General features: G+C 73.3%; 17 protein-coding genes and 1 tRNA gene. 13 read left to right on the top strand and 5 right to left on the bottom strand.

What is annotated here, in order from left to right:
• The first annotated feature begins 283 nt into the window (after window positions 1-283).
• The 5 genes from Cus16_RS05990 to Cus16_RS05970 all read left to right on the top strand — a co-directional run bounded on the left by Cus16_RS05990 (window position 284) and on the right by Cus16_RS05970 (window position 4,587).
• Entirely contained in the window at window positions 284-841 is a 558-nt protein-coding gene (locus Cus16_RS05990) for an FtsB family cell division protein (RefSeq protein WP_069711707.1), read from the top strand.
• Window positions 842-876: 35 nt separating this feature from the next.
• On the top strand, window positions 877-1,425 hold the full coding sequence (locus Cus16_RS05985) for a DUF501 domain-containing protein (protein WP_069711706.1): 549 nt from the start codon (window positions 877-879) through the stop codon (window positions 1,423-1,425).
• Between the two features lie 43 nt (window positions 1,426-1,468).
• Window positions 1,469-2,941 carry an NAD(P)/FAD-dependent oxidoreductase gene (locus Cus16_RS05980; protein ID WP_069711705.1) on the top strand — a complete coding sequence of 491 codons (1,473 nt, stop codon included), beginning with the start codon at window positions 1,469-1,471 and terminating at the stop codon, window positions 2,939-2,941.
• Window positions 2,942-3,029: 88 nt separating this feature from the next.
• Window positions 3,030-3,103, top strand: a tRNA-Leu gene (locus Cus16_RS05975).
• 140 nt (window positions 3,104-3,243) lie between these two features.
• The gene (locus tag Cus16_RS05970) at window positions 3,244-4,587 is read left to right on the top strand and encodes a threonine/serine exporter family protein (protein ID WP_189319540.1); all 1,344 of its coding nucleotides are present in this window, start codon (window positions 3,244-3,246) and stop codon (window positions 4,585-4,587) included.
• A 57-nt stretch (window positions 4,588-4,644) separates the two neighbouring features.
• Here Cus16_RS05970 and Cus16_RS05965 read toward each other — a convergent pair whose 3' ends face one another.
• Complete coding sequence (locus Cus16_RS05965) at window positions 4,645-6,969, bottom strand: hypothetical protein (protein WP_141718831.1); 2,325 nt, start codon at window positions 6,967-6,969, stop codon at window positions 4,645-4,647.
• A gap of 245 nt (window positions 6,970-7,214) precedes the next feature.
• On the opposite strand from Cus16_RS05965, the gene Cus16_RS05960 reads away from it, so the two are divergent.
• Together Cus16_RS05960 and Cus16_RS05955 are read left to right on the top strand one after the other, a co-directional pair.
• Window positions 7,215-7,796 (top strand): LemA family protein, encoded by a 582-nt coding sequence (locus Cus16_RS05960; protein WP_069711703.1) that lies wholly within the window; start codon window positions 7,215-7,217, stop codon window positions 7,794-7,796.
• Between the two features lie 23 nt (window positions 7,797-7,819).
• Window positions 7,820-8,716, top strand: a complete 897-nt coding sequence (locus Cus16_RS05955; protein WP_069711702.1) for a M48 family metallopeptidase — start codon at window positions 7,820-7,822, stop codon at window positions 8,714-8,716.
• Between the two features lie 143 nt (window positions 8,717-8,859).
• On the opposite strand, the gene Cus16_RS05950 is transcribed toward Cus16_RS05955, so the two are convergent.
• Window positions 8,860-9,903 (bottom strand): winged helix-turn-helix domain-containing protein, encoded by a 1,044-nt coding sequence (locus tag Cus16_RS05950; protein WP_317614858.1) that lies wholly within the window; start codon window positions 9,901-9,903, stop codon window positions 8,860-8,862.
• Between the two features lie 315 nt (window positions 9,904-10,218).
• On the opposite strand from Cus16_RS05950, the gene Cus16_RS05945 reads away from it, so the two are divergent.
• The 3 genes from Cus16_RS05945 to Cus16_RS05935 all read left to right on the top strand — a co-directional run bounded on the left by Cus16_RS05945 (window position 10,219) and on the right by Cus16_RS05935 (window position 13,409).
• Entirely contained in the window at window positions 10,219-11,508 is a 1,290-nt protein-coding gene (locus Cus16_RS05945) for an AI-2E family transporter (RefSeq protein WP_223246539.1), read from the top strand.
• Between the two features lie 46 nt (window positions 11,509-11,554).
• Window positions 11,555-12,814 carry a threonine ammonia-lyase gene (gene ilvA, locus Cus16_RS05940; protein ID WP_223246538.1) on the top strand — a complete coding sequence of 420 codons (1,260 nt, stop codon included), beginning with the start codon at window positions 11,555-11,557 and terminating at the stop codon, window positions 12,812-12,814.
• A gap of 103 nt (window positions 12,815-12,917) precedes the next feature.
• Complete coding sequence (locus tag Cus16_RS05935) at window positions 12,918-13,409, top strand: hypothetical protein (RefSeq protein WP_069711700.1); 492 nt, start codon at window positions 12,918-12,920, stop codon at window positions 13,407-13,409.
• A 120-nt stretch (window positions 13,410-13,529) separates the two neighbouring features.
• Here the strand turns inward: Cus16_RS05935 and greA are convergent, their stop codons facing one another.
• Both greA and Cus16_RS05925 read right to left on the bottom strand, forming a co-directional pair.
• A complete protein-coding gene (gene greA / locus Cus16_RS05930) occupies window positions 13,530-14,018 on the bottom strand; it encodes a transcription elongation factor GreA (RefSeq protein WP_069711699.1) in 489 nt (162 codons plus the stop codon).
• Between the two features lie 68 nt (window positions 14,019-14,086).
• Window positions 14,087-14,581, bottom strand: a complete 495-nt coding sequence (locus Cus16_RS05925) for a DUF4307 domain-containing protein (RefSeq protein WP_182047152.1) — start codon at window positions 14,579-14,581, stop codon at window positions 14,087-14,089.
• Window positions 14,582-14,658: 77 nt separating this feature from the next.
• Between Cus16_RS05925 and mca the strand changes: the two genes are divergently transcribed.
• Both mca and Cus16_RS05915 read left to right on the top strand, forming a co-directional pair.
• The gene (gene mca, locus Cus16_RS05920) at window positions 14,659-15,549 is read left to right on the top strand and encodes a mycothiol conjugate amidase Mca (RefSeq protein ID WP_141718846.1); all 891 of its coding nucleotides are present in this window, start codon (window positions 14,659-14,661) and stop codon (window positions 15,547-15,549) included.
• A complete protein-coding gene (locus tag Cus16_RS05915) occupies window positions 15,546-15,845 on the top strand; it encodes a hypothetical protein (protein ID WP_069711698.1) in 300 nt (99 codons plus the stop codon). Before mca ends, Cus16_RS05915 begins: the two co-directional genes overlap by 4 nt.
• Window positions 15,846-15,941: 96 nt before the next feature.
• On the opposite strand, the gene trhA is transcribed toward Cus16_RS05915, so the two are convergent.
• Window positions 15,942-16,637, bottom strand: coding sequence for a PAQR family membrane homeostasis protein TrhA (gene trhA, locus Cus16_RS05910; RefSeq protein ID WP_069711697.1), 696 nt, complete (start codon window positions 16,635-16,637; stop codon window positions 15,942-15,944).
• Window positions 16,638-16,732: 95 nt separating this feature from the next.
• Between trhA and Cus16_RS05905 the strand changes: the two genes are divergently transcribed.
• Window positions 16,733-17,518 carry an isoprenyl transferase gene (locus Cus16_RS05905; RefSeq protein ID WP_223246537.1) on the top strand — a complete coding sequence of 262 codons (786 nt, stop codon included), beginning with the start codon at window positions 16,733-16,735 and terminating at the stop codon, window positions 17,516-17,518.
• Window positions 17,519-17,548 lie beyond the last annotated feature (30 nt).

The raw sequence follows: 17,548 nt of genomic DNA, 5'->3' as shown, positions 1-17,548 counted from the left end.
TCGGGAGGGCGGCGTCTCGTCGATGTCGGGCCCGCTCGACGGTGGCGAGCGGGCCCGATCCGTCACACTCGTCGCCCTGCAGCGACGGTTCCTGCCCGCCCGGCGGACGTGAGCGGCACGTCCTGCACGCTCGGCCAGCGTCCGCGGTGGTGACCCGACTGCGGGCGGGACCGACGGGGCGGGCGCGTGCCGCGCCTCCCGGCCGCTGGGAGGGTGCCGAACGACGTGCGACGGTCCGCGTGCCGGGCCCCGCGTCGCACCCGGGCCGGGTTACCGTTGGACCGTGCCCAGCCAGAAGCCCCGTGTCCGCCGCGTCCCCGTGGCCGTGCCGGAGACCGGCGCGCACGAGCAGCCCTGGTACCGGTCCATCCGGTTCTCGGGCTTCAGCCTGCTCATGCTGGCGATCATCGTGCTCTTCGTGGTCGTGCTCGCCCCGTCGCTGCGGACGCTCGTGCAGCAGCAGGAGCAGATCGCACAGCAGCAGCGCGAGGTCGCGGCGCAGAAGGCCGACGTCACGCAGAAGAAGCAGGACGTCGCCCGCTGGGACGACCCCGCCTACATCGAGGCGCAGGCACGCGACCGACTGCTCTACGTGTACCCGGGCGAGGAGAGCTACCTCGTGATGGGTGCCGAGGAGGCGAAGGGGTCCGACCGTGCCCGGACCGACTCGGGCAGCCCGGTGAGCTCGACCGTGCAGACGCCCGAGGTCGACTGGGTGCAGGCGATGCTCTCGAGCGTCCTGCAGTCCGGGCTGACCGACAAGACCACCGAGGAGCTCGTCGCGCCGGACGTCTCCGGCACGGGCGATCCCACCGGCGCGGCCACCAGCGACACGAAGTAGGCCCGCGCCCGGGTCTCCGGTAGGCTCACGTGCCCGTGACCACCCCTCCCTTCGACCCGCCGTCCGACCGTGACGTCCAGGTCGTGTCGGCCCAGCTCGGTCGACCGGCACGCGACGTCGTCGGGATCGCGGCACGGTGCGTCTGTGGCAACCCCACCGTCGTCTCCACGAAGCCCCGACTCGAGAGCGGCACCCCGTTCCCGACGTTCTACTACCTGTGCCACCCCGCCGCCACCGCGGCCGTGAGCACCCTCGAGGCGAACCACGTCATGCCCGAACTCGCGGCACTGCTCGAGGACGAGACCGTCGCGGCGCAGTACCGCGCGGCACACGAGTCCTACCTGGCGGACCGCGAGTCGATCGAGCACGTCGACGAGATCGACGGCATCAGCGCCGGTGGCATGCCCACCCGCGTGAAGTGCCTGCACGCCCTCGTCGGCCACGCCCTCGCAGCCGGCCCCGGCGTCAACCCCATCGGCGACCTCGCGCTCGAGCGCGCGTCCTGGTCGCCCTCCCGGTGTGAGTGCCGGGCGTATGATGGCATCGCAGACGCCGGAGTCGGGGCGGGTGGCGGCGAACTCTGACCAGCCTCCCGGCAACCACCCCACTCCAAGGAGATCATCCCCCGTGCCCAAGATCCTCGTCGTCGGCGGCGGTTACGCCGGTTTCTACACCGCCTGGAAGCTCGAGAAGCACCTCCGTGAGGGCGAAGCCGAGGTCACCATGGTCGACCCGCTGCCCTACATGACGTACCAGCCGTTCCTGCCCGAGGTGGCCGCGGGGTCGATCGAGCCCCGGCACGCGGTCGTCTCGCACCGTCGTCACCTCAAGAAGACGCGTGTCGTCACGGCCAAGGTCACGAAGGTCGACCACGCCACGAAGACCGCGACGATCACCCCGGCCGAGGGCGAGGCGTGGGAGGAGTCCTACGACCAGATCGTCATGACCGCCGGCGCCGTCTCGCGCACCTTCCCGATCCCGGGCGTCGCGGACGAGGCCATCGGCCTGAAGACCATCGAGGAGGCCGCGGCGATCCGCGACAAGATCCTCACGAACTTCCACAAGGCGGCGAACCTGCCGGCCGGTCCCGAGCGTGACCGCCTGCTCACCGTCGTCGTGGTCGGCGGCGGCTTCGCCGGCATCGAGGTGTTCGCCGAGCTCCGCTCGTTCGCCTCGGACCTGCTGAAGAGCTACCCCGAGCTGTCCTTCGACGACACGCACTTCCACCTGGTCGAGGCGATGGGGCGCATCATGCCCGAGGTGTCGCTCGAGACCTCGCACTGGGTGCTCGAGAACCTCGCGTCGCGCGGTGCCGTCGTGCACCTCGACACGCAGCTCGCCTCGGCCGAGGGCGGCGTCTGCCAGCTCAAGGCCAAGGACGACTCGATCGAGACCATCGAGTCCGACCTCATCATCTGGACCGCCGGGGTCATGGCGAACCCGATGGTCAAGGGCACGGACCTCCCGCTCGAGCAGCGTGGCCGCATCCGCGTGCAGCCGGACCTCCGCGTGGTCGACGACAACGGCGTGGTCGCCGACGCGTGGGCCTGCGGCGACGTCGCAGCCGTGCCGGACCTGACCGGCGGCGGGGTCGGCGGCTTCTGCGTGCCGAACGCCCAGCACGCGGTGCGCCAGGCGAAGCAGCTCGCGAAGAACCTCACCGCGGTGATCCGCGGCGAGGCGACGAACGACTACAAGCACGAGAACCTCGGCGCCGTCGCGGGCCTCGGCCTCGGCACCGGTGTGTTCCAGTCCGGCAAGTTCGCGATGAAGGGCTTCCTCGCCTGGGGCGCCCACCGCGGCTACCACGGCCTGGCCATGCCGTCGTGGGAGCGCAAGTGGCGCGTCATCGGCGACTGGGTGGGCGGGTTCTTCCTCGGCCGCGACATCGCGTCGCTCGACGACCGCGAGACCCCCCGTGCCGCGTTCGAGACGTTCGCGTCGCGTCCGAAGGCCGCCGTCGAGGCGCCGGCGCCCGCCGCTGCCCAGGCTCCGGCCGAGGGCCAGCCGGCCGACGCCGCCGGCCCCGCCTACGCCACCCCGGCCGAGGACGTCTCGAAGGACGCCGCACCGGTCGCGGCCCCGGCGAACGCCGAGTAGGACCCGGCAGCACCACACAGCCGACACGACGGCCGTCGCCCCCGCGTGGGTCGGCGGCCGTCGTCGCGTCGGTAGGCTGTTGCGGCCCGCCCCCGTGGCCCAACCGGTAGAGGCATGCGACTTAAAATCGCCGAGTTGTGGGTTCGAGTCCCACCGGGGGTACCGCGAGTCTCAGGTCCGCGGCCGCGAGACTCGGCCTGAGCGACCGTCCTCGGGCCGCAACCCGCAAGTCCTGTCGCGCAGCCCGAGTCTCGGGACCAGCCCGCCGGGGCGGCGTGTCCGGCTGCGTACCATCGACTCTCGTGGTCGGACTCGGTAGCGCCCTCGCGAACCTGCGCAACGCGCTCAACCGTCCCGAGGCGCACGTCGAGGTCGTCGACGGCGAGACGGTCCCCGTCGGCATGCTGCTCGGCACCCTCGGCGCCCTGCTGCTCGACGCCGGCAGCTCCGTCACCGACGTGCGGTCCGCGCTCGAGAAGGCCCGCGACGCCGCCGGGGTCGGCCCCACGCTCGCCGTGGGCGTGCTCCCCGCGCTCGTCATGGTGAGCGAGGTCGCGACCGGGGCCGCGACGATCGTGAACGCCGAGGGCGTCGAGCTCTCGTCGCGCCAGGCGGCCCGCGCGAACCGCCTGGTGCTCGGCCTGGAACGCGGGTCGATCGCCCTCGCCGAGATCCCCGCGCGCGTCCGGGCGATCCGCGCCGGCACCGTGCCCCCGCCGGCCCTGCCGTGGATCACCGGGAACGCCCTGACCTCGGTCGGACTCGCCGTCGTCTTCCGCTGCCCCTGGTGGGCGATCGTCCTCGCGCTCGTCGTCGGCGCGCTCGTCGGCGTGCTCAGCCTGCTGCTCCGCCGCTTCCGCGAGGCCGTCGCCATCATCCCGTTCCTCGCGGCCTTCATGTCGACGACGGTCGTCGGTCTGGTCGCCGCCGGCACCGGGTTCGACCACGTCCCGCTCTTCGCCGTCTGCGCTCCCGTGGCGGTGTTCGTGCCGGGTGCGCTCATCACGAACGCCCTGCTCGAGCTCACCGCCGCCGACATCGTCACCGGGGCGTCCCGTCTCGTGCAGGGCCTCATCATGCTCGGCTTCATGGCCGCGGGCATCGCCGCCGGGAGCGCGCTGACCGGTCTCCGGGTCGACCCGTCCTCGGCGGCGCTCGTCGGCGAGGTCGCCGGTGTCGGCACGCTGCGCGGCGGGTGGGAGGCCGTGCCGTCCTACTGGGTGTCGTGGGTGGCCGTGGTCGGCCTGGCGGTGGGTCTCGGCCTGGTCTTCCGCTCCGGCTGGCGGCTCACGCTCGTGTCCGTCGCGGTGATGGTCAGCGCCTACGCGGTCGTGAGCGGGACGACGCCGCTCTGGGGCAGCGTCGTGGCGACCGGCGCGGCGGCGGCCCTGCTCTTCGTCGCGACCCGGCTCCTCGAACGGCTCGTGCCGGTGGTCCCCGCGACGGTGTCGTTCTTCCCCGCGTTCCTGCTGCTCGTGCCCGGCACCGTCGGGCTGGTCGCGGTGGCCACCTTCGACCCGGTCGCGCTCGGGACACCGCTCGCGACCTTCGTCAGCCTGTGCATCGGCACGAAGATCGGCGGGCTGCTGCCGGGCCTGTTCCGACGGGGCGTGCCGCACCGGACGCAGGCGCACGCCGCCGGGTGACCACCTGACGGACGGGAGGCGCGTGGCGACCCCGACACGCGCCTCCCGTCCGTGTGGTCAGTGGCGGGAGGTCGTCGGCCGGCCCCGGCGGAGCCAGGCCCAGCAGAGGGCGCCCCCTGCCGCGCAGAGCGCGGCGGCCACGGCGACCTCCGTCGGCGAGGGCGCGACGGGGGCGGGACCGGCGACGACCGCGGCGAGTGCGACCGCGGCCACGGTCAGGCCGACGTAGCGGGCGCGGGCGCCCGCGGCGAGGACGGCGCCCGCCGAACGCGGTACCGGGAGCAGGGTGGCGACGAGCGCGCCGACGGCGCCGACGCAGAGGGTGGTCGCGAACTCCGCGACGAGGGCCGACCAGAACCCCGAGCCGGACGGCACCGAGTGCAGCACCCAGCCGAGCGCCGCGACCACGAGCAGGCCGACCGACCGGGCCGTGGCGGTCCGGACGCCGGACGCGAGGGTCGACCCGAGGCGGAGCGCGCCCGTGTCCGCTCCCGGTCGGCCGACGGGGACGAGGACCGCCCCGACCACGAGGGCGGGGGAGAGGTCACCGAGCCGGGTCACGCCGCACGCGACCAGGGCCGCGACGACGAGCCACGGCGAGACCCGGAAGCCGACCGACGCGCGGTCGGTACCCGCCGCCCACCGCGTGGCGAGCACGACGACCGCGGTCGTGACCGCCGCGCCGAGGAGCACGGCGACCGCCAGGCGGACGTACCGGGCCTCGAACGAGGCGCCGACCGCGAGGAGCGTCGTCACCCCGACGACGCCGACCCCGATCGCGACGGCGGCCCAGGTGGGCAGCACGTCGTCGCCGAGCCGTCGCTCGGCGCGGGACCGGTTGCGCCCGAGGAGCCCGGCGAGCGGGTTGCGGAGCCGACCGCGCACGGACGCCCCGACGAGGGCGAGCGGTGCGGCGACGAGGAGGAGGAAGGCCGCGGCGACGCCGGTGGCGAGGAGGACCGTGCCCCACGAGAAGGACGCCTGGATCGTGGGGACGCCGCGGTCGTACGCCGTCGAGGCCGTCCAGTCGCCCGCGGGTCCGGACCAGTCGGGAGTACCGCGCTGCCCGTCGCCCGTGGCGCCGCCGGTGGTGCCGCCGCCCGTGGTGCCGCCGCCGTGCGCGGTGCCGCCGCCGGTGCCGCTCGCGCCGTCGCCCGGGGTGGCGCCCGCGCTGCCGTCGGTGTCGCCGGGGCCGACGCCCGGGGTCGTCCCGGGGGCCGACGGGGTCGGGACGCCGCTGCCGCCGCTGCCGCCGGGCGTCGCGGACGGTCCGTCCGTCGGCTGGGCGCTCCGCCCCGGCAGCAGGACGCGGACACCCGTCGAGGACCGGGAGGCGTTGCCTGCAGCGTCCTGCTGGACGGCGGTCACGGTGTGGGTGCCCGCGGCCACGGTCGACCCGGTGGTCGTGCAGGCCCAGCGGCCGTCCGGGCCGACGTCGCTCCGGCACACCGGTGCCCGGTCGAGGGAGGCGGTGAGCACCGCGCCCGGCTCGCCGGTGCCCCGCACCACGAAGGGCTGCGACGGCACCCGTTCGCCCCTTCCCGGTGCGGTGACGACCGGAGCAGCCGGGGCCGTGCGGTCGAGGAGCACGGTCCGGGGTGCCGACGCCGCACTGCGGAGGTCCGAGCGGAACCCGTCGGCCGTGCTGGCGGTCTGCACCGCGGAGACCGTGTGCCGACCGTCGCGGCCCGTGATCGCGACCGTCCACCGACCGTCCGGGCCGACCGTCGTCGTGCGGTCGCCGGCGCTCCCCGCCACCGACACGGAGACCGAGGCGCCCGGGAAGCCGGTGCCGGTGACCGGCCCGATCGTCGGACGGTCCGTCGTGACCGACGGTGGCACGACGACGTCCGAGGCGGGAGCGCTCGACGAGCCGAGTGCCGGGTCGGTGCCGTCCGTCACGGTGAAGACCTGCTGCGGACCGGAGCGGACGGTCGCGATGCACGACCACGCGCCGGAGGCCGGCACGGTCGCGGTGCACCCGGTCGATCCGGTCGCCGCCGGCCCGGCGACGCGGACGCGGTGGCCGGGGGTTCCGCGACCGTGCAGGCGCACCGTCGCGGTCGTGACGTCGCCGGGGTCAGCGATGGTTGGTCGGACGGCGGGACGGTCGGAGGGCAGCGGCGTCGGGGTCCCCGTGCCGGGCGGCAGGGTGCCGAACTGCGGGAACGTCGTCGGCGACGGGACCGGCGTCGGCGTCGCGTCGGCAGCGGATGCGCTCGGTGCGCCGAGCAGGACGGTGAGGACCACGGGCAGCACGGCGGCCAGGGCAACGGCCTGGGCACCGGCACCGCGGACCGACCGACGCGTCGACGTCCAGGGTCGCCGGACGGGACCGTCCGCGACGGCCCCCTCGTCCACGTTGTCCCCGAGCGTGTTCACCGGCTCCATCCCACGCGATCTCGCCGCGATGGTCAATCCACCACACGGATGATGTGTCCGCAGACCGACGTGGCCGGGCGGCGACCGGACGAGCGGTGGGCATCACTCGGGAATCACCCGTGAACCCCCGCCCACGGCAGGGACGACCCGGTCGGCCTCGGTAGGATCGTGCCCGGCCGTCCGACGGCCACGCACCGGCTGCGGTCCTCCCGCGTCGGACCCGACGCGCGAAGGAGAACGCCCCGATGGACACCGGACTCGTCACGACGCTGATCGTCGTCGGAGTGGTGGTGGTCCTGCTCGTCGTGGTCGGGATCTACCTCTGGGTGACCTACAACTCGCTCGTCACGCTGAAGGTGCGCGTGGACGAGGCCTGGAGCGACATCTCGGTGCAGCTCAAGCGCCGTGCCGACCTCATCCCGACGATCGTCGACACCGTGAAGGGCTACGCGACGCACGAGAAGTCCGTCTTCGACGACGTGACGAAGGCCCGGTCCGAGACCCTGACCGCGGGCGACGCCGGCAGCGCGTCCGCCGCCGAGGGGCACATGCAGAAGGCGTTGAAGAGCGTGTTCGCGGTGGCCGAGGGCTACCCGCAGCTGCAGTCCAGCCAGAACTTCCTGCAGCTGCAGTCAGAGCTCGTCGACACCGAGGACAAGATCCAGGCGGCCCGACGCTTCTACAACGGTGGGGTGCGCGAGCTGAACACGAAGATCCGCGTCTTCCCGAACTCGACCTTCGCCAAGAGCAAGGGGTTCACCGAGGCGACGTTCTTCGAGTCCGCCGAACCGGCGGCGATCGCCGAACCGCCACGCGTGCAGTTCTGACCCCAGCGGCGTCGGGCTGACCCGTGTACAGCGCCATCGCGCGGAACAAGCGCAACACCGTCCTCATCGTCCTGGTGTTCCTGCTCGTGATCGGGGCCCTCGGGTTCCTGGGCGGGTACCTCGCGGGCAACGTCTCGATCGGCGTCGTCGTGCTCGTCGTGGCGATCGGCTACGCGGCGCTGCAGTACTTCACGGCGGCGCGACAGGCGACCGCGATCGCGGGCGGCGTCGAGGTCGACCGGACCACCGAACCACGACTCTGGCGGACCGTCGAGAACCTGGCCATCACGACCGGGACGCCGATGCCGCGGGTCTTCGTGGTCGACGACCCGGCTCCGAACGCGTTCGCGACCGGGCGCGACCCGGAGCACGCCATCGTCGCGGCGACCACCGGACTCCTGGCACTGATGGACGACCGGGAGCTCGAGGGCGTCATGGCGCACGAGCTCGGGCACGTCCGGAACCACGACATCCGGGTCTCGACCATGGTGTTCGGGCTGGTGGTCGCCGTCGGGTTCATCGCGGACGTGCTGCTGCGGATCTCGGTGTTCGGCGGGCTGGCCGGACGTGGCCGGAACAACGACTCGGGCAGCAACAACCCGGTGCTCATCGTCGCCGGACTCGTCGCCGTGCTCGTGGCCCCGGTCGCGGCCGCGGCGGTCCAGGCCGCGGTCTCACGCCAGCGCGAGTACCTCGCCGACGCGACGGGTGCGATGACGACGCGGTACCCGGAGGGCCTGGCGAGCGCGCTCGAGAAGCTCGGCGCGTACGGACGGCCGACCCGGACGCAGAACTCCTCGATGGCGCACCTGTGGATCGCCGACCCGATGCGCCCGGGCGTGATGGACCGGCTCTTCTCGACGCACCCGCCGCTGCCGGACCGGATCACGCGCCTGCGGAACAGCCTCGACCGCTTCTGACCGCGGCCCGGAACGCCCTCGTCCCAGCGAGACGCCCAGGTGGCCGCGAGCCGCCGTCGGATGCCGCGGCGTGTCGGTGGGCGGAGGGCGTCCGGCGGACCGGAGGGCGTCTGACGGGGCCGGCACGGGCCTCCAGGCCGACGTCAGGTGGCGACGTCGTCGGCGTCCGCGTCGGCTGCCGCTGGATCGTCGGCGGCCTCGTGCGGGACCAGCGCGACCCCGAGCGCTCCCGCGACCGCGGCGGCGGCGGTGCCCTGATCGGTGACCTCGATCCCGTCGAGACCCTGCCACGCGGCCGCCCGACGCAGCGTGACGGCGAGCCGCTCGGCGTCCAGGTGCTCGCCGGGCTCCTGCCAGGCCGTCCGGACCCGGAGCACGCCACGCTGCCGGTCACTCTTCAGGTCGACGCGTCCGGTCAGCCGGTCGTCCTGCAGCACGGGCAGCACGTAGTAGCCGAAGACGCGCTTCGGGGCCGGCGTGTAGATCTCGATCCGGTAGTGGAAGCCGAACATGCGTTCCGCGCGACGACGGAACCAGACGACGGGGTCGAACGGGCTGAGCACCGCGTCGACGGTGACGTGGCGGGGGACCCGCGCACCGGCGTGCAGCCACGCCTGCTCGCGCCAGCCCTCGACGCGGACCGGCAGCAGCTCGCCGCGGTCGACGAGCTCGGTGATCGCTGCGGCGGTGTCGTCCGACCGGAGCCGGAAGTGGTCGGCGAGGTCGGCGCGGGTGCCCACGCCGATCGCCCGCGCCGCGCGGCGCACGAGTTCGGTGATCGCGGTGTGGCGATCGGGAGCGGTCTCGAGCGCACCGACCGGCAGCACCTGGTCGGGCAGGGCGTACACGCGCTCGAAGCCCGAGCGGCCGGCGCTGACGACCTCGCCCCAGCGGAACATCTGCTCCAGCCCGGTCTTGACGTCGCTCCACCCCCACCAGGGACCGCGTCGGACGTTCGCCTCGTGCTCGACGGCGCTTGCGGGCATCGGTCCCTCGGCGGCGAGCAGGGCCCGGAGCTCGCGCCGGACGCCGGCCGTGCGCTCGACCCCGGCGACCCGGTTCGGCCGTGCGTCCCGCTCGCGGTACGCGTCCATGCGCCAGCGGAAGAGCGGCAGGTCGGTCCGCGCGACGAACGCGGCCTCGTGCGCCCAGTACTCGGCGTACGGGCCGCGGCGGGCCAGGGTCAACCGGTCGAGGACGGCGCGGTCGTAGCCGCCGAGCCGCGCGAACAGGGGGCAGGTAGTGGCTCCGCTCGAACACGTTGACGGAGTCGATCTGCAGCAGGCCGAGGCGTCCGATCGTGCTCGTCAGCGTCCTGGTGGCGACGGCGTCGGCGGGCGCGGCCCCGAACCCCTGCGCGGCCAGCGTGACACGGCGGGCCTCGGCGGCGGAGAGCGTGGACCTGACCATGGGACCGACGCTACCCATGCCTGCCGACACGGTGCTCGCGGGCGTGTGCGCGGCCCGGAGCGCGGCCAGGACCCCGTCGCTACAGTGGCGGGATGGCATGGGGCAAGAAGCAGGCGCAGGCGCAGACACCGACGCAGCCGCCGACGCATCCCGATCCGGTGGTCGAGGACTCGGTCCCCACGGGCATGCGGATCGCGGGGGCGTGGTCGTGGCGCGTGCTCGTCGTGGTCGGCGTCATCGCGGTCTTCATCTGGCTGATGACGGTGTTCAGCCAGATCCTCATCCCGTTCCTCCTCGGCATCGTCGTGTCCGCGCTGCTGGTCCCCATCTCGAACTGGCTGCAGCGGCACCACGTGCCGAAGTGGTTGGCGGTCGTCATGAGCCTGCTCGGCGGGCTCGCGGCGCTCGGCGGCCTGATCTGGCTCGTCATCGACCAGATCATCGCGTCCTACCCGTCACTGCGTGACCGGACGGTCGAGCAGTACGCGAACATCCGCGACCTCGTGCTCAACTCCGGCCTCGGGATCACCCAGGGCGACGTCAACGGGTGGTTGAACGACGGCACGAGGTGGGTGCAGGAGAACTCCGGGCAGATCCTCTCCGGCGTCGCGAGTGCCGGCTCGAGTGCGACGCACGTCTTCGAGGCGCTCTTCATCATCCTGTTCACCACGATCTTCCTGCTCGTCGACGGCAAGAACGTCTGGCGCTGGACGGTCCGGCTGTTCCCGCGCAAGGCCCGGGCCGCGGTCGACGGCGCCGGGGTCGCGGGCTGGATCACGCTCACGAGCTTCATCCGCGTGCAGATCTTCGTGGCGTTCGTCGACGCCGTCGGCATCGGCCTCGGCGCGTACATCGTCGGCCTGTTCTTCGGCGGGATGCCGCTCGTGATCCCGATCGCCGCGTTCGTCTTCCTCGGTGCGTTCATCCCGGTCGTCGGCGCCATCGTCACCGGGTTCCTCGCGGTGTTCGTCGCCCTCATCTTCAACGGTCCGCTCGCCGCGGTGCTCGTCCTCGGCGTCGTCCTGCTCGTGCAGCAGATCGAGGGGCACATCCTGCAGCCGCTCGTGATGGGCAACGCGGTCAAGGTGCACCCGCTCGCGGTGGTGCTCGGCGTGACCGCGGCGTCGGGCCTGGCGGGGATCGCCGGCGCGTTCTTCGCCGTGCCGCTCATCGCGACGCTGAACGCGATGGTCACCACGATCTCGAGCGGGCGGTGGCGCGGGCTCGACTCCGACCACGTGCTCGAGGCGACGCCGAAGCGCGGGCAGCACGGCCGCATCCAGCTCATGCGCCGACGTCGGCACCAGGTCGGCGACGACGTGCCGCCGCCCGGGGCGGACCGGCAGCCGACGGCTGCTGAGGGAACCGCCAGCACGAACTGACGTCACGGGTTCGCCGTGACGGCCGCGAGCGACGATGATGGGTGGCGTGACCGACACCTCCGTGCCCCAGCAGCAGACCGTGGCGTTCCCGACGTTCGCGGACATCGAGGCGGCGCGGGAGACGATCGCGGGGGTGGCGCGGGTCACGCCGATGGAGACGTCGCAGTTCCTCGGCGAGCTGCTCGGCTCACCGGTGCACCTGAAGTGCGAGAACCTGCAGCGCACCGGCGCCTACAAGGTCCGCGGGGCCTACAACCGCCTGGCGGCGCTGAGCCCGGAGCAGCGCGCCGCCGGCGTCGTCGCCGCGAGCGCGGGCAACCACGCGCAGGGCGTCGCACTCGCCGCCCGGGAGCTCGGCATCCCCGCCACGATCTTCACGCCGGTGGGCGTCGCCCTGCCGAAGCTGCAGGCGACGCGGCACTACGGCGCCGACGTCGTGCTCCGCGGGCACTCCGTGGAGGAGGCCCTGAGCGCCGCGAAGGACTTCGCCGCCCGCACGGGTGCGGTGTTCATCCCGCCGTTCGACCACCCCGCGGTGATCGCCGGCCAGGGCACGCTCGGTCTCGAGATCGTCGACCAGGTCCCCGACGTCGACACGGTCGTCGTGCCGATCGGCGGCGGCGGCGTCATCGCGGGCATCGCGCTCGCGGTCAAGGGCATCGCCGAGCGCCAGGGCCGCCAGATCCGGGTCGTCGGCGTCCAGGCCGAGAACGCCGCCGCCTACCCGTCGTCCATCCGTGCCGGCCAGCCCGTCACGATCACGACGAAGCCGACGATCTCGGACGGCATCGCGGTCGCCCGCCCCGGCGAGCTGAACTTCCCGATCATCCGCGACCACGTCGACGAGATCGTGACCGTGTCCGACGACGACACCGCACGGGCGCTCCTGGTGCTCCTCGAGCGCGCGAAGCTCGTCGTCGAGGCGGCCGGCGCCGTCGGTGTCGCGGCGATCATGTCGGGTGCCGTGCGCGACACCGGGCGCACCGTCGTCCTGCTGAGCGGGGGCAACATCGACCCGCTCATGATGGAGCGCGTCATCACCCGCGGTCTCGTCGCCGCCTCGCGCTACATCGGCATCCGCATCATGCTGCCGGACCGCCCGGGGCAGCTCGCCCGCGTCGCCCAGGTGATCTCGGACGCCGGTGCGAACGTCGTCGAGGTGCTCCACACCCGGCACGGGCAGGGGCTCGTCATCAACGAGGTCGCCCTCGACCTGTCGATCGAGGCCCGCGGCCCGGAGCACGCGCAGGAGGTCATCCAGCGCCTGCACGAGGTCGGCTTCCGCCCGGAGCTGCTCGAGCACTGACGGCACGGCCGTCCCGTCAGCGGTCCGCACGGAGCGCGCGTCCGACCGTCAGGGTTCCGTTCGCGGCGGTGTCGCCGGCCGGGAGGCGCGTGATGCTCCCGTCATGACCCTCACGTCGATCCTGCCGTCACTCCGCGCCTCGCTGCCCGACCCCCTCGACCCGACGCTCTGGCCCGCGCGCACCGAGGCCACGATCGACGACGTCCGCGTCCGCGCCGTGTCGATGCAGCGCCTGGCCGCCGTCGCCGGGACGCCGTGCGTGCACACGGCCGAGCAGGCGCCGCCGCGGTACCGCCCGCGCGACTGGGTGCCCGCGGACGTCTGCGTGACCGTCGCCACCGTCACGCGGGTGCGTCGACCGTGGGGCGTGCTCTTCGTCGAGCTCGACGCCGTGGTCCCGGACTGCGCCGTCCTCGACGAGGCGCGGTTGATCGGCCGGCGGTCGGTCGCACCCCCGGTCGAGGTCACGGTGACGACGAACGCGACGGGCACCGCCGGCCGCGAGGCGCTCCTGCCGGGCGACGTCGCGGTCGGCGACCTCGTGTGCTTCCCGTGCGTGCGGGCGCTCACGCACCGCGAGGTCGCGGCGCGCTGAGGCGCCCGGCGGCGTCACGTCCGCGGGACCACCTGTACCGAACCACGGAACCGACGTGGAACCAGGGCGTGTGCCCGGTTCGACGTCGGTTCCGTGGTTCGACCCGGCGCGCGGCGCGCCCTACGGCTCGTAGCGCTCGACCTTCGTGACCTCGACGGCGATCTCCTTGCCGTTCGGGGCCGTGTAGCTCGTCTTGTCGCCGGCGCGGAGCCCGACGATGGCGGCACCGACCGGGCTGACCGGGCTGTACACGGTCAGGTCCGAGCCCTCGGCGACGATCTCGCGGTTGCCCACGAGGAAGGTGGACTCGTCGCCGGCGATCACGGCGGTCACGACCGTGCCGGGCTCGACGGTGCCGTCGAAGTCCGCCTCGCCGACGGTGGCGTGCTTGAGCAGCTCGGTGAGCTGACGGATGCGGGCCTCGATCTTGCCCTGCTCGTCCTTCGCGGCGTGGTAGCCGCCGTTCTCCTTGAGGTCGCCCTCCTCGCGCGCCGCCTCGATGCGGTCCGCGATCTCCTTGCGGGCGGGGCCGGAGAGCTGCGCGAGCTCGGCCGTCAGACGGTCGTGCGCCTCCTGGGTCAGCCAGGTGACCTGGGTGTCGTTGCTCATGTGGGGTTCCCTTCGACAGAGAACGAGACCGGCCGGTGTGGCCGGTCTCGTCCGCGAATCAGACGAGTCTAGGGAACCCAGCAGTCGTGGATCAAGCCGGTCACGCCGCGAGTCGTCGTGTTCACGTCGGTCGAGATGGTCCGGGTGCGCTGGTCGGACTCCGGGAGCGTCACGACCTTCCACCCCACGATCGAGTACGACTTGTCGAGCACCTGCACGGCGCACTTCGCCTCGGTGCCCGGGTCGACGGAGACCTGCGAGTGCACGACCGTCCGGTGGTCGGACACGACGGTGTACCCGACCTCGGTGTTGTCGAGCCCGTGCGAGGTCTGGTCGAGCCCGGCCCACACCACCCACGCGACGAAGACGAGCACGACGGCGATCGCCGCGAGGACGCCGAACAGCCGGCCGCGACGGCGTCGGTCGGGCGTCCGGCCGTACCGGTCGTCCAGGGTCGCAGCGGTGGCGGCCGACGACGCGGTGGTCGCGGATCCGGCGGGGTGCAGCGGTTCGGACAGTTGGGGGCTCCCGGGGTGATTATCCTGATCCCCAGGGTAGTTCACGCCCCGCTGTGCGCTGCCCGCATGCACGCGGACGCCGCGTGCGCGCCCCACTCGACTCGCACCCCGTGAGGAACACCGTGCCGTACCGCCTGCTGGCCGTCCACGCCCACCCCGACGACGAGTCGAGCAAGGGAGCGGCGACCGCCGCCCGGTACGTCGCCGAGGGGCACCAGGTCCTCGTCGTGTCGTGCACCGGCGGCGAGGCCGGGGACATCCTCAACGAGCAGCTCGGCGAACCGGCGACGAGCCGCGCGCACCGGGACATGGCGGGCTTCCGCCGCGGCGAGATGGCGGCCGCGCAGACGGCGCTCGGCATCGACCACGTGTGGCTCGGCTACCACGACTCGGGCCTGCCCGACGCCGAGCAGGGCGAGACCGTGCGCCCCGGCACGTTCTCGACGGTGCCGCTCGAGTACTCGACCGAGGCCCTGGTCCGCGTCGTCCGGCGGTTCCGTCCGCACGTGCTCGTCACCTACGACGAGAACGGCGGCTACCCGCACCCGGACCACATCCGGACGCACGAGGTCTCGATGGCCGCGTGGCGGGACGCCGCGGACCCGGCGAAGTACCCGTCCGCCGGTGCCCCGTGGTCGGTGTCGAAGCTCTACTACGAGCGCACGATGAACCCCCGCCGCTTCAGCACGATCTTCGAGGCGCTGCAGGAGCGCGACCCGGAGAGCCCGGCGCTCGAGCAGCTGCGCGAGTGGGTCGAGCGGTTCGCCGACCGGCCCGATCTCGCGACCACGCACGTCGACGTGCACGAGTACTTCGACGCCCGCGACGCCGCCCTCCGTGCGCACGCGAGCCAGGTGCCGCCGGACAGCGCCTTCTTCTACTGGCCGAACGACCTCCTCGCGACGGTGTGGCCCACCGAGGACTACCAGCTCGTCGAGGCACGCGTGCCCACCGAGCTGCCGGAGTCCGACCTGTTCGCGGGGATCCCTGACGACGAGGACACCACCGCGTGAGCACCATCCTGACGGCCATAGCCGCCGCCCCCAGCCCGAGCCCGTCGGTCGTGCCCGACGTCGACGTCACCCCCGGGGTCGCCGGCTTCATCGCCATCGCGGTCGTCGCGGTCGTGACGATCCTGCTGGTCGTCGACATGACCCGTCGCATCCGTCGCACGCGCTACCGCTCGGAGGTCCGGGAGCGGCTCGAGGCGGACGCGGGGTCCGGTGACCGCACGTCGACGGACGAGGCGGCGCGTCGCGCCGCCGAGGACGGCCGGGCCGACGTCGGCGACGACACCGAGCGCGGCTGAGTCCGCACACGACGGACGGGAGGCCCGTGGCGAGCGCGCCACGGGCCTCCCGTCCGTCGTGCTGTCGCGTCAGCGCGCCGGGTCAGCGCACCGGGATCAGCGCACCGGGTCCAGCGCCACGATGAGCACGCCCGCCCACTGGGCGGCGAAGGCCACGACCGTCAGGGCGTGGAAGACCTCGTGGAAGCCGAACACCGTCGGTGCCGGGTCCGGCCGCTTGAAGCCGTAGACGAGCGCGCCGATCACGTAGGCCAGCCCGCCGGAGAGCACGAGCACCGTCATCGGGACGCTCGCGGCGAAGAACTGCGGCAGCAGCCCGAGCGCGGCGCAGCCGAGCACGAGGTAGATCGGCACGTACAGCCAGCGCGGCGCGTTGATCCACAGCACGCGGAACGCGATGCCGAGTGCGGCGCCGGACCACATCACCCACAGCACGACGACCATCAGCGTGTGGGGCAGGGCGCAGATCGCGATCGGCGTGTAGGTGCCGGCGATGAGCAGCAGGATGTTGGTGTGGTCGATCCGCTTGAGGACCTTCTTCACCGCGGGGCCCCACGGGAACCGGTGGTAGGTCGCCGAGACGCCGAACATGAGCAGGGAGGTCGCCATGAAGACCGCGCTGCCGGCCTTCGCGGCACCGCTGTCCGCCAGGCAGATGAGCACGATGCCCATCGCGACGGCGAACGGGAACGTGCCGAGGTGGATCCAGCCGCGCCAGGCCGGCCGGGGTTCGGTGGCGGCCGCCTCCTCGGTGAACGGCACGTGGGGCAGCGTGGCGGTCTCGTCGTGCATGGGCCGACAGTAGGGCCCCTGGCCGAACGGCAGCCGAGCGTCGGCGGCGTGCCCGGCTCCAGCGCGGTCCGGTCGCGGTGCACTACAGTCGTGCCGTGACCGGCAGGGTGGGATGGGCAGGGCGCGGCGTCCTCTACCGTGCCTACCAGCGTCGTATCCGCCGGCAGATCGACACCCGGGCGATGCCGAAGCACGTCGCCATGATCGTGGACGGCAACCGTCGCTGGGCGAAGCAGCTCGGCCTCGAGTCGGCCGCGCACGGGCACCGGGCGGGCGCCGCGAAGATCCCCGAGTTCCTCGACTGGTGCGACGACCTCGGCATCGAGGTCGTGACGCTCTACCTGCTGTCCGCCGACAACCTGACCGGGCGCGGCGGCGAGGAGCTCGCGCAGCTCGTCGGCATCATCGCCGACCTGGCCGGCACGCTCGCCGACCACCGCGACTGGCGGGTGCAGCACGTCGGCGCGGACGAGGGGCTGCCCCCCGCCCTCGTGTCCGCCCTGACCGCCGCCGAGGCCCGGACCGCCGACCACACCGGGCTGCACGTGAACCTGGCGGTCGGCTACGGCGGCCGCCGCGAGATCGCCGACGCCATGCGGAGCATCGTGCGCGCCCACGGCGAGGTCGGCGGGACGCTCGACGACCTGGCCGAGGTCCTGACGCCCGAGCTCATCGGTGACCACCTGTACACGCAGGGTCAGCCGGACCCCGACCTGGTGATCCGCACCTCGGGGGAGCAGCGGTTGTCGGACTTCATGCTCTGGCAGAGCGCCCACAGCGAGTTCTACTTCGTCGAGGCGTTCTACCCGGACCTGCGCGAGGTCGACTTCCTCCGCGCGGTACGCGACTTCGGGCTGCGGTCCCGGCGCTTCGGCGGCTGACGGACGCCCCGGCACAGGACTGCGCCGATC

The sequence above is a fragment of the Curtobacterium sp. ER1/6 genome (genome assembly GCF_001742745.1).
Lineage (GTDB): Bacteria > Actinomycetota > Actinomycetes > Actinomycetales > Microbacteriaceae > Curtobacterium > Curtobacterium citri.
Note: the sequence above shows the minus strand (reverse complement) of the source record. Positions and strands in the feature narration are given on the sequence as shown.

Coding starts and splice junctions, on each gene's coding strand:
- Cus16_RS05960 (WP_069711703.1), top strand. CDS start 7,215: ATGGACACCGGACTCGTCACGACGCTGATCGTCGTCGGAGTGGTGGTG.
- Cus16_RS05945 (WP_223246539.1), top strand. CDS start 10,219: ATGGCATGGGGCAAGAAGCAGGCGCAGGCGCAGACACCGACGCAGCCG.
- Cus16_RS05935 (WP_069711700.1), top strand. CDS start 12,918: ATGACCCTCACGTCGATCCTGCCGTCACTCCGCGCCTCGCTGCCCGAC.
- greA (WP_069711699.1), bottom strand. CDS start 14,018: ATGAGCAACGACACCCAGGTCACCTGGCTGACCCAGGAGGCGCACGAC.
- trhA (WP_069711697.1), bottom strand. CDS start 16,637: ATGCACGACGAGACCGCCACGCTGCCCCACGTGCCGTTCACCGAGGAG.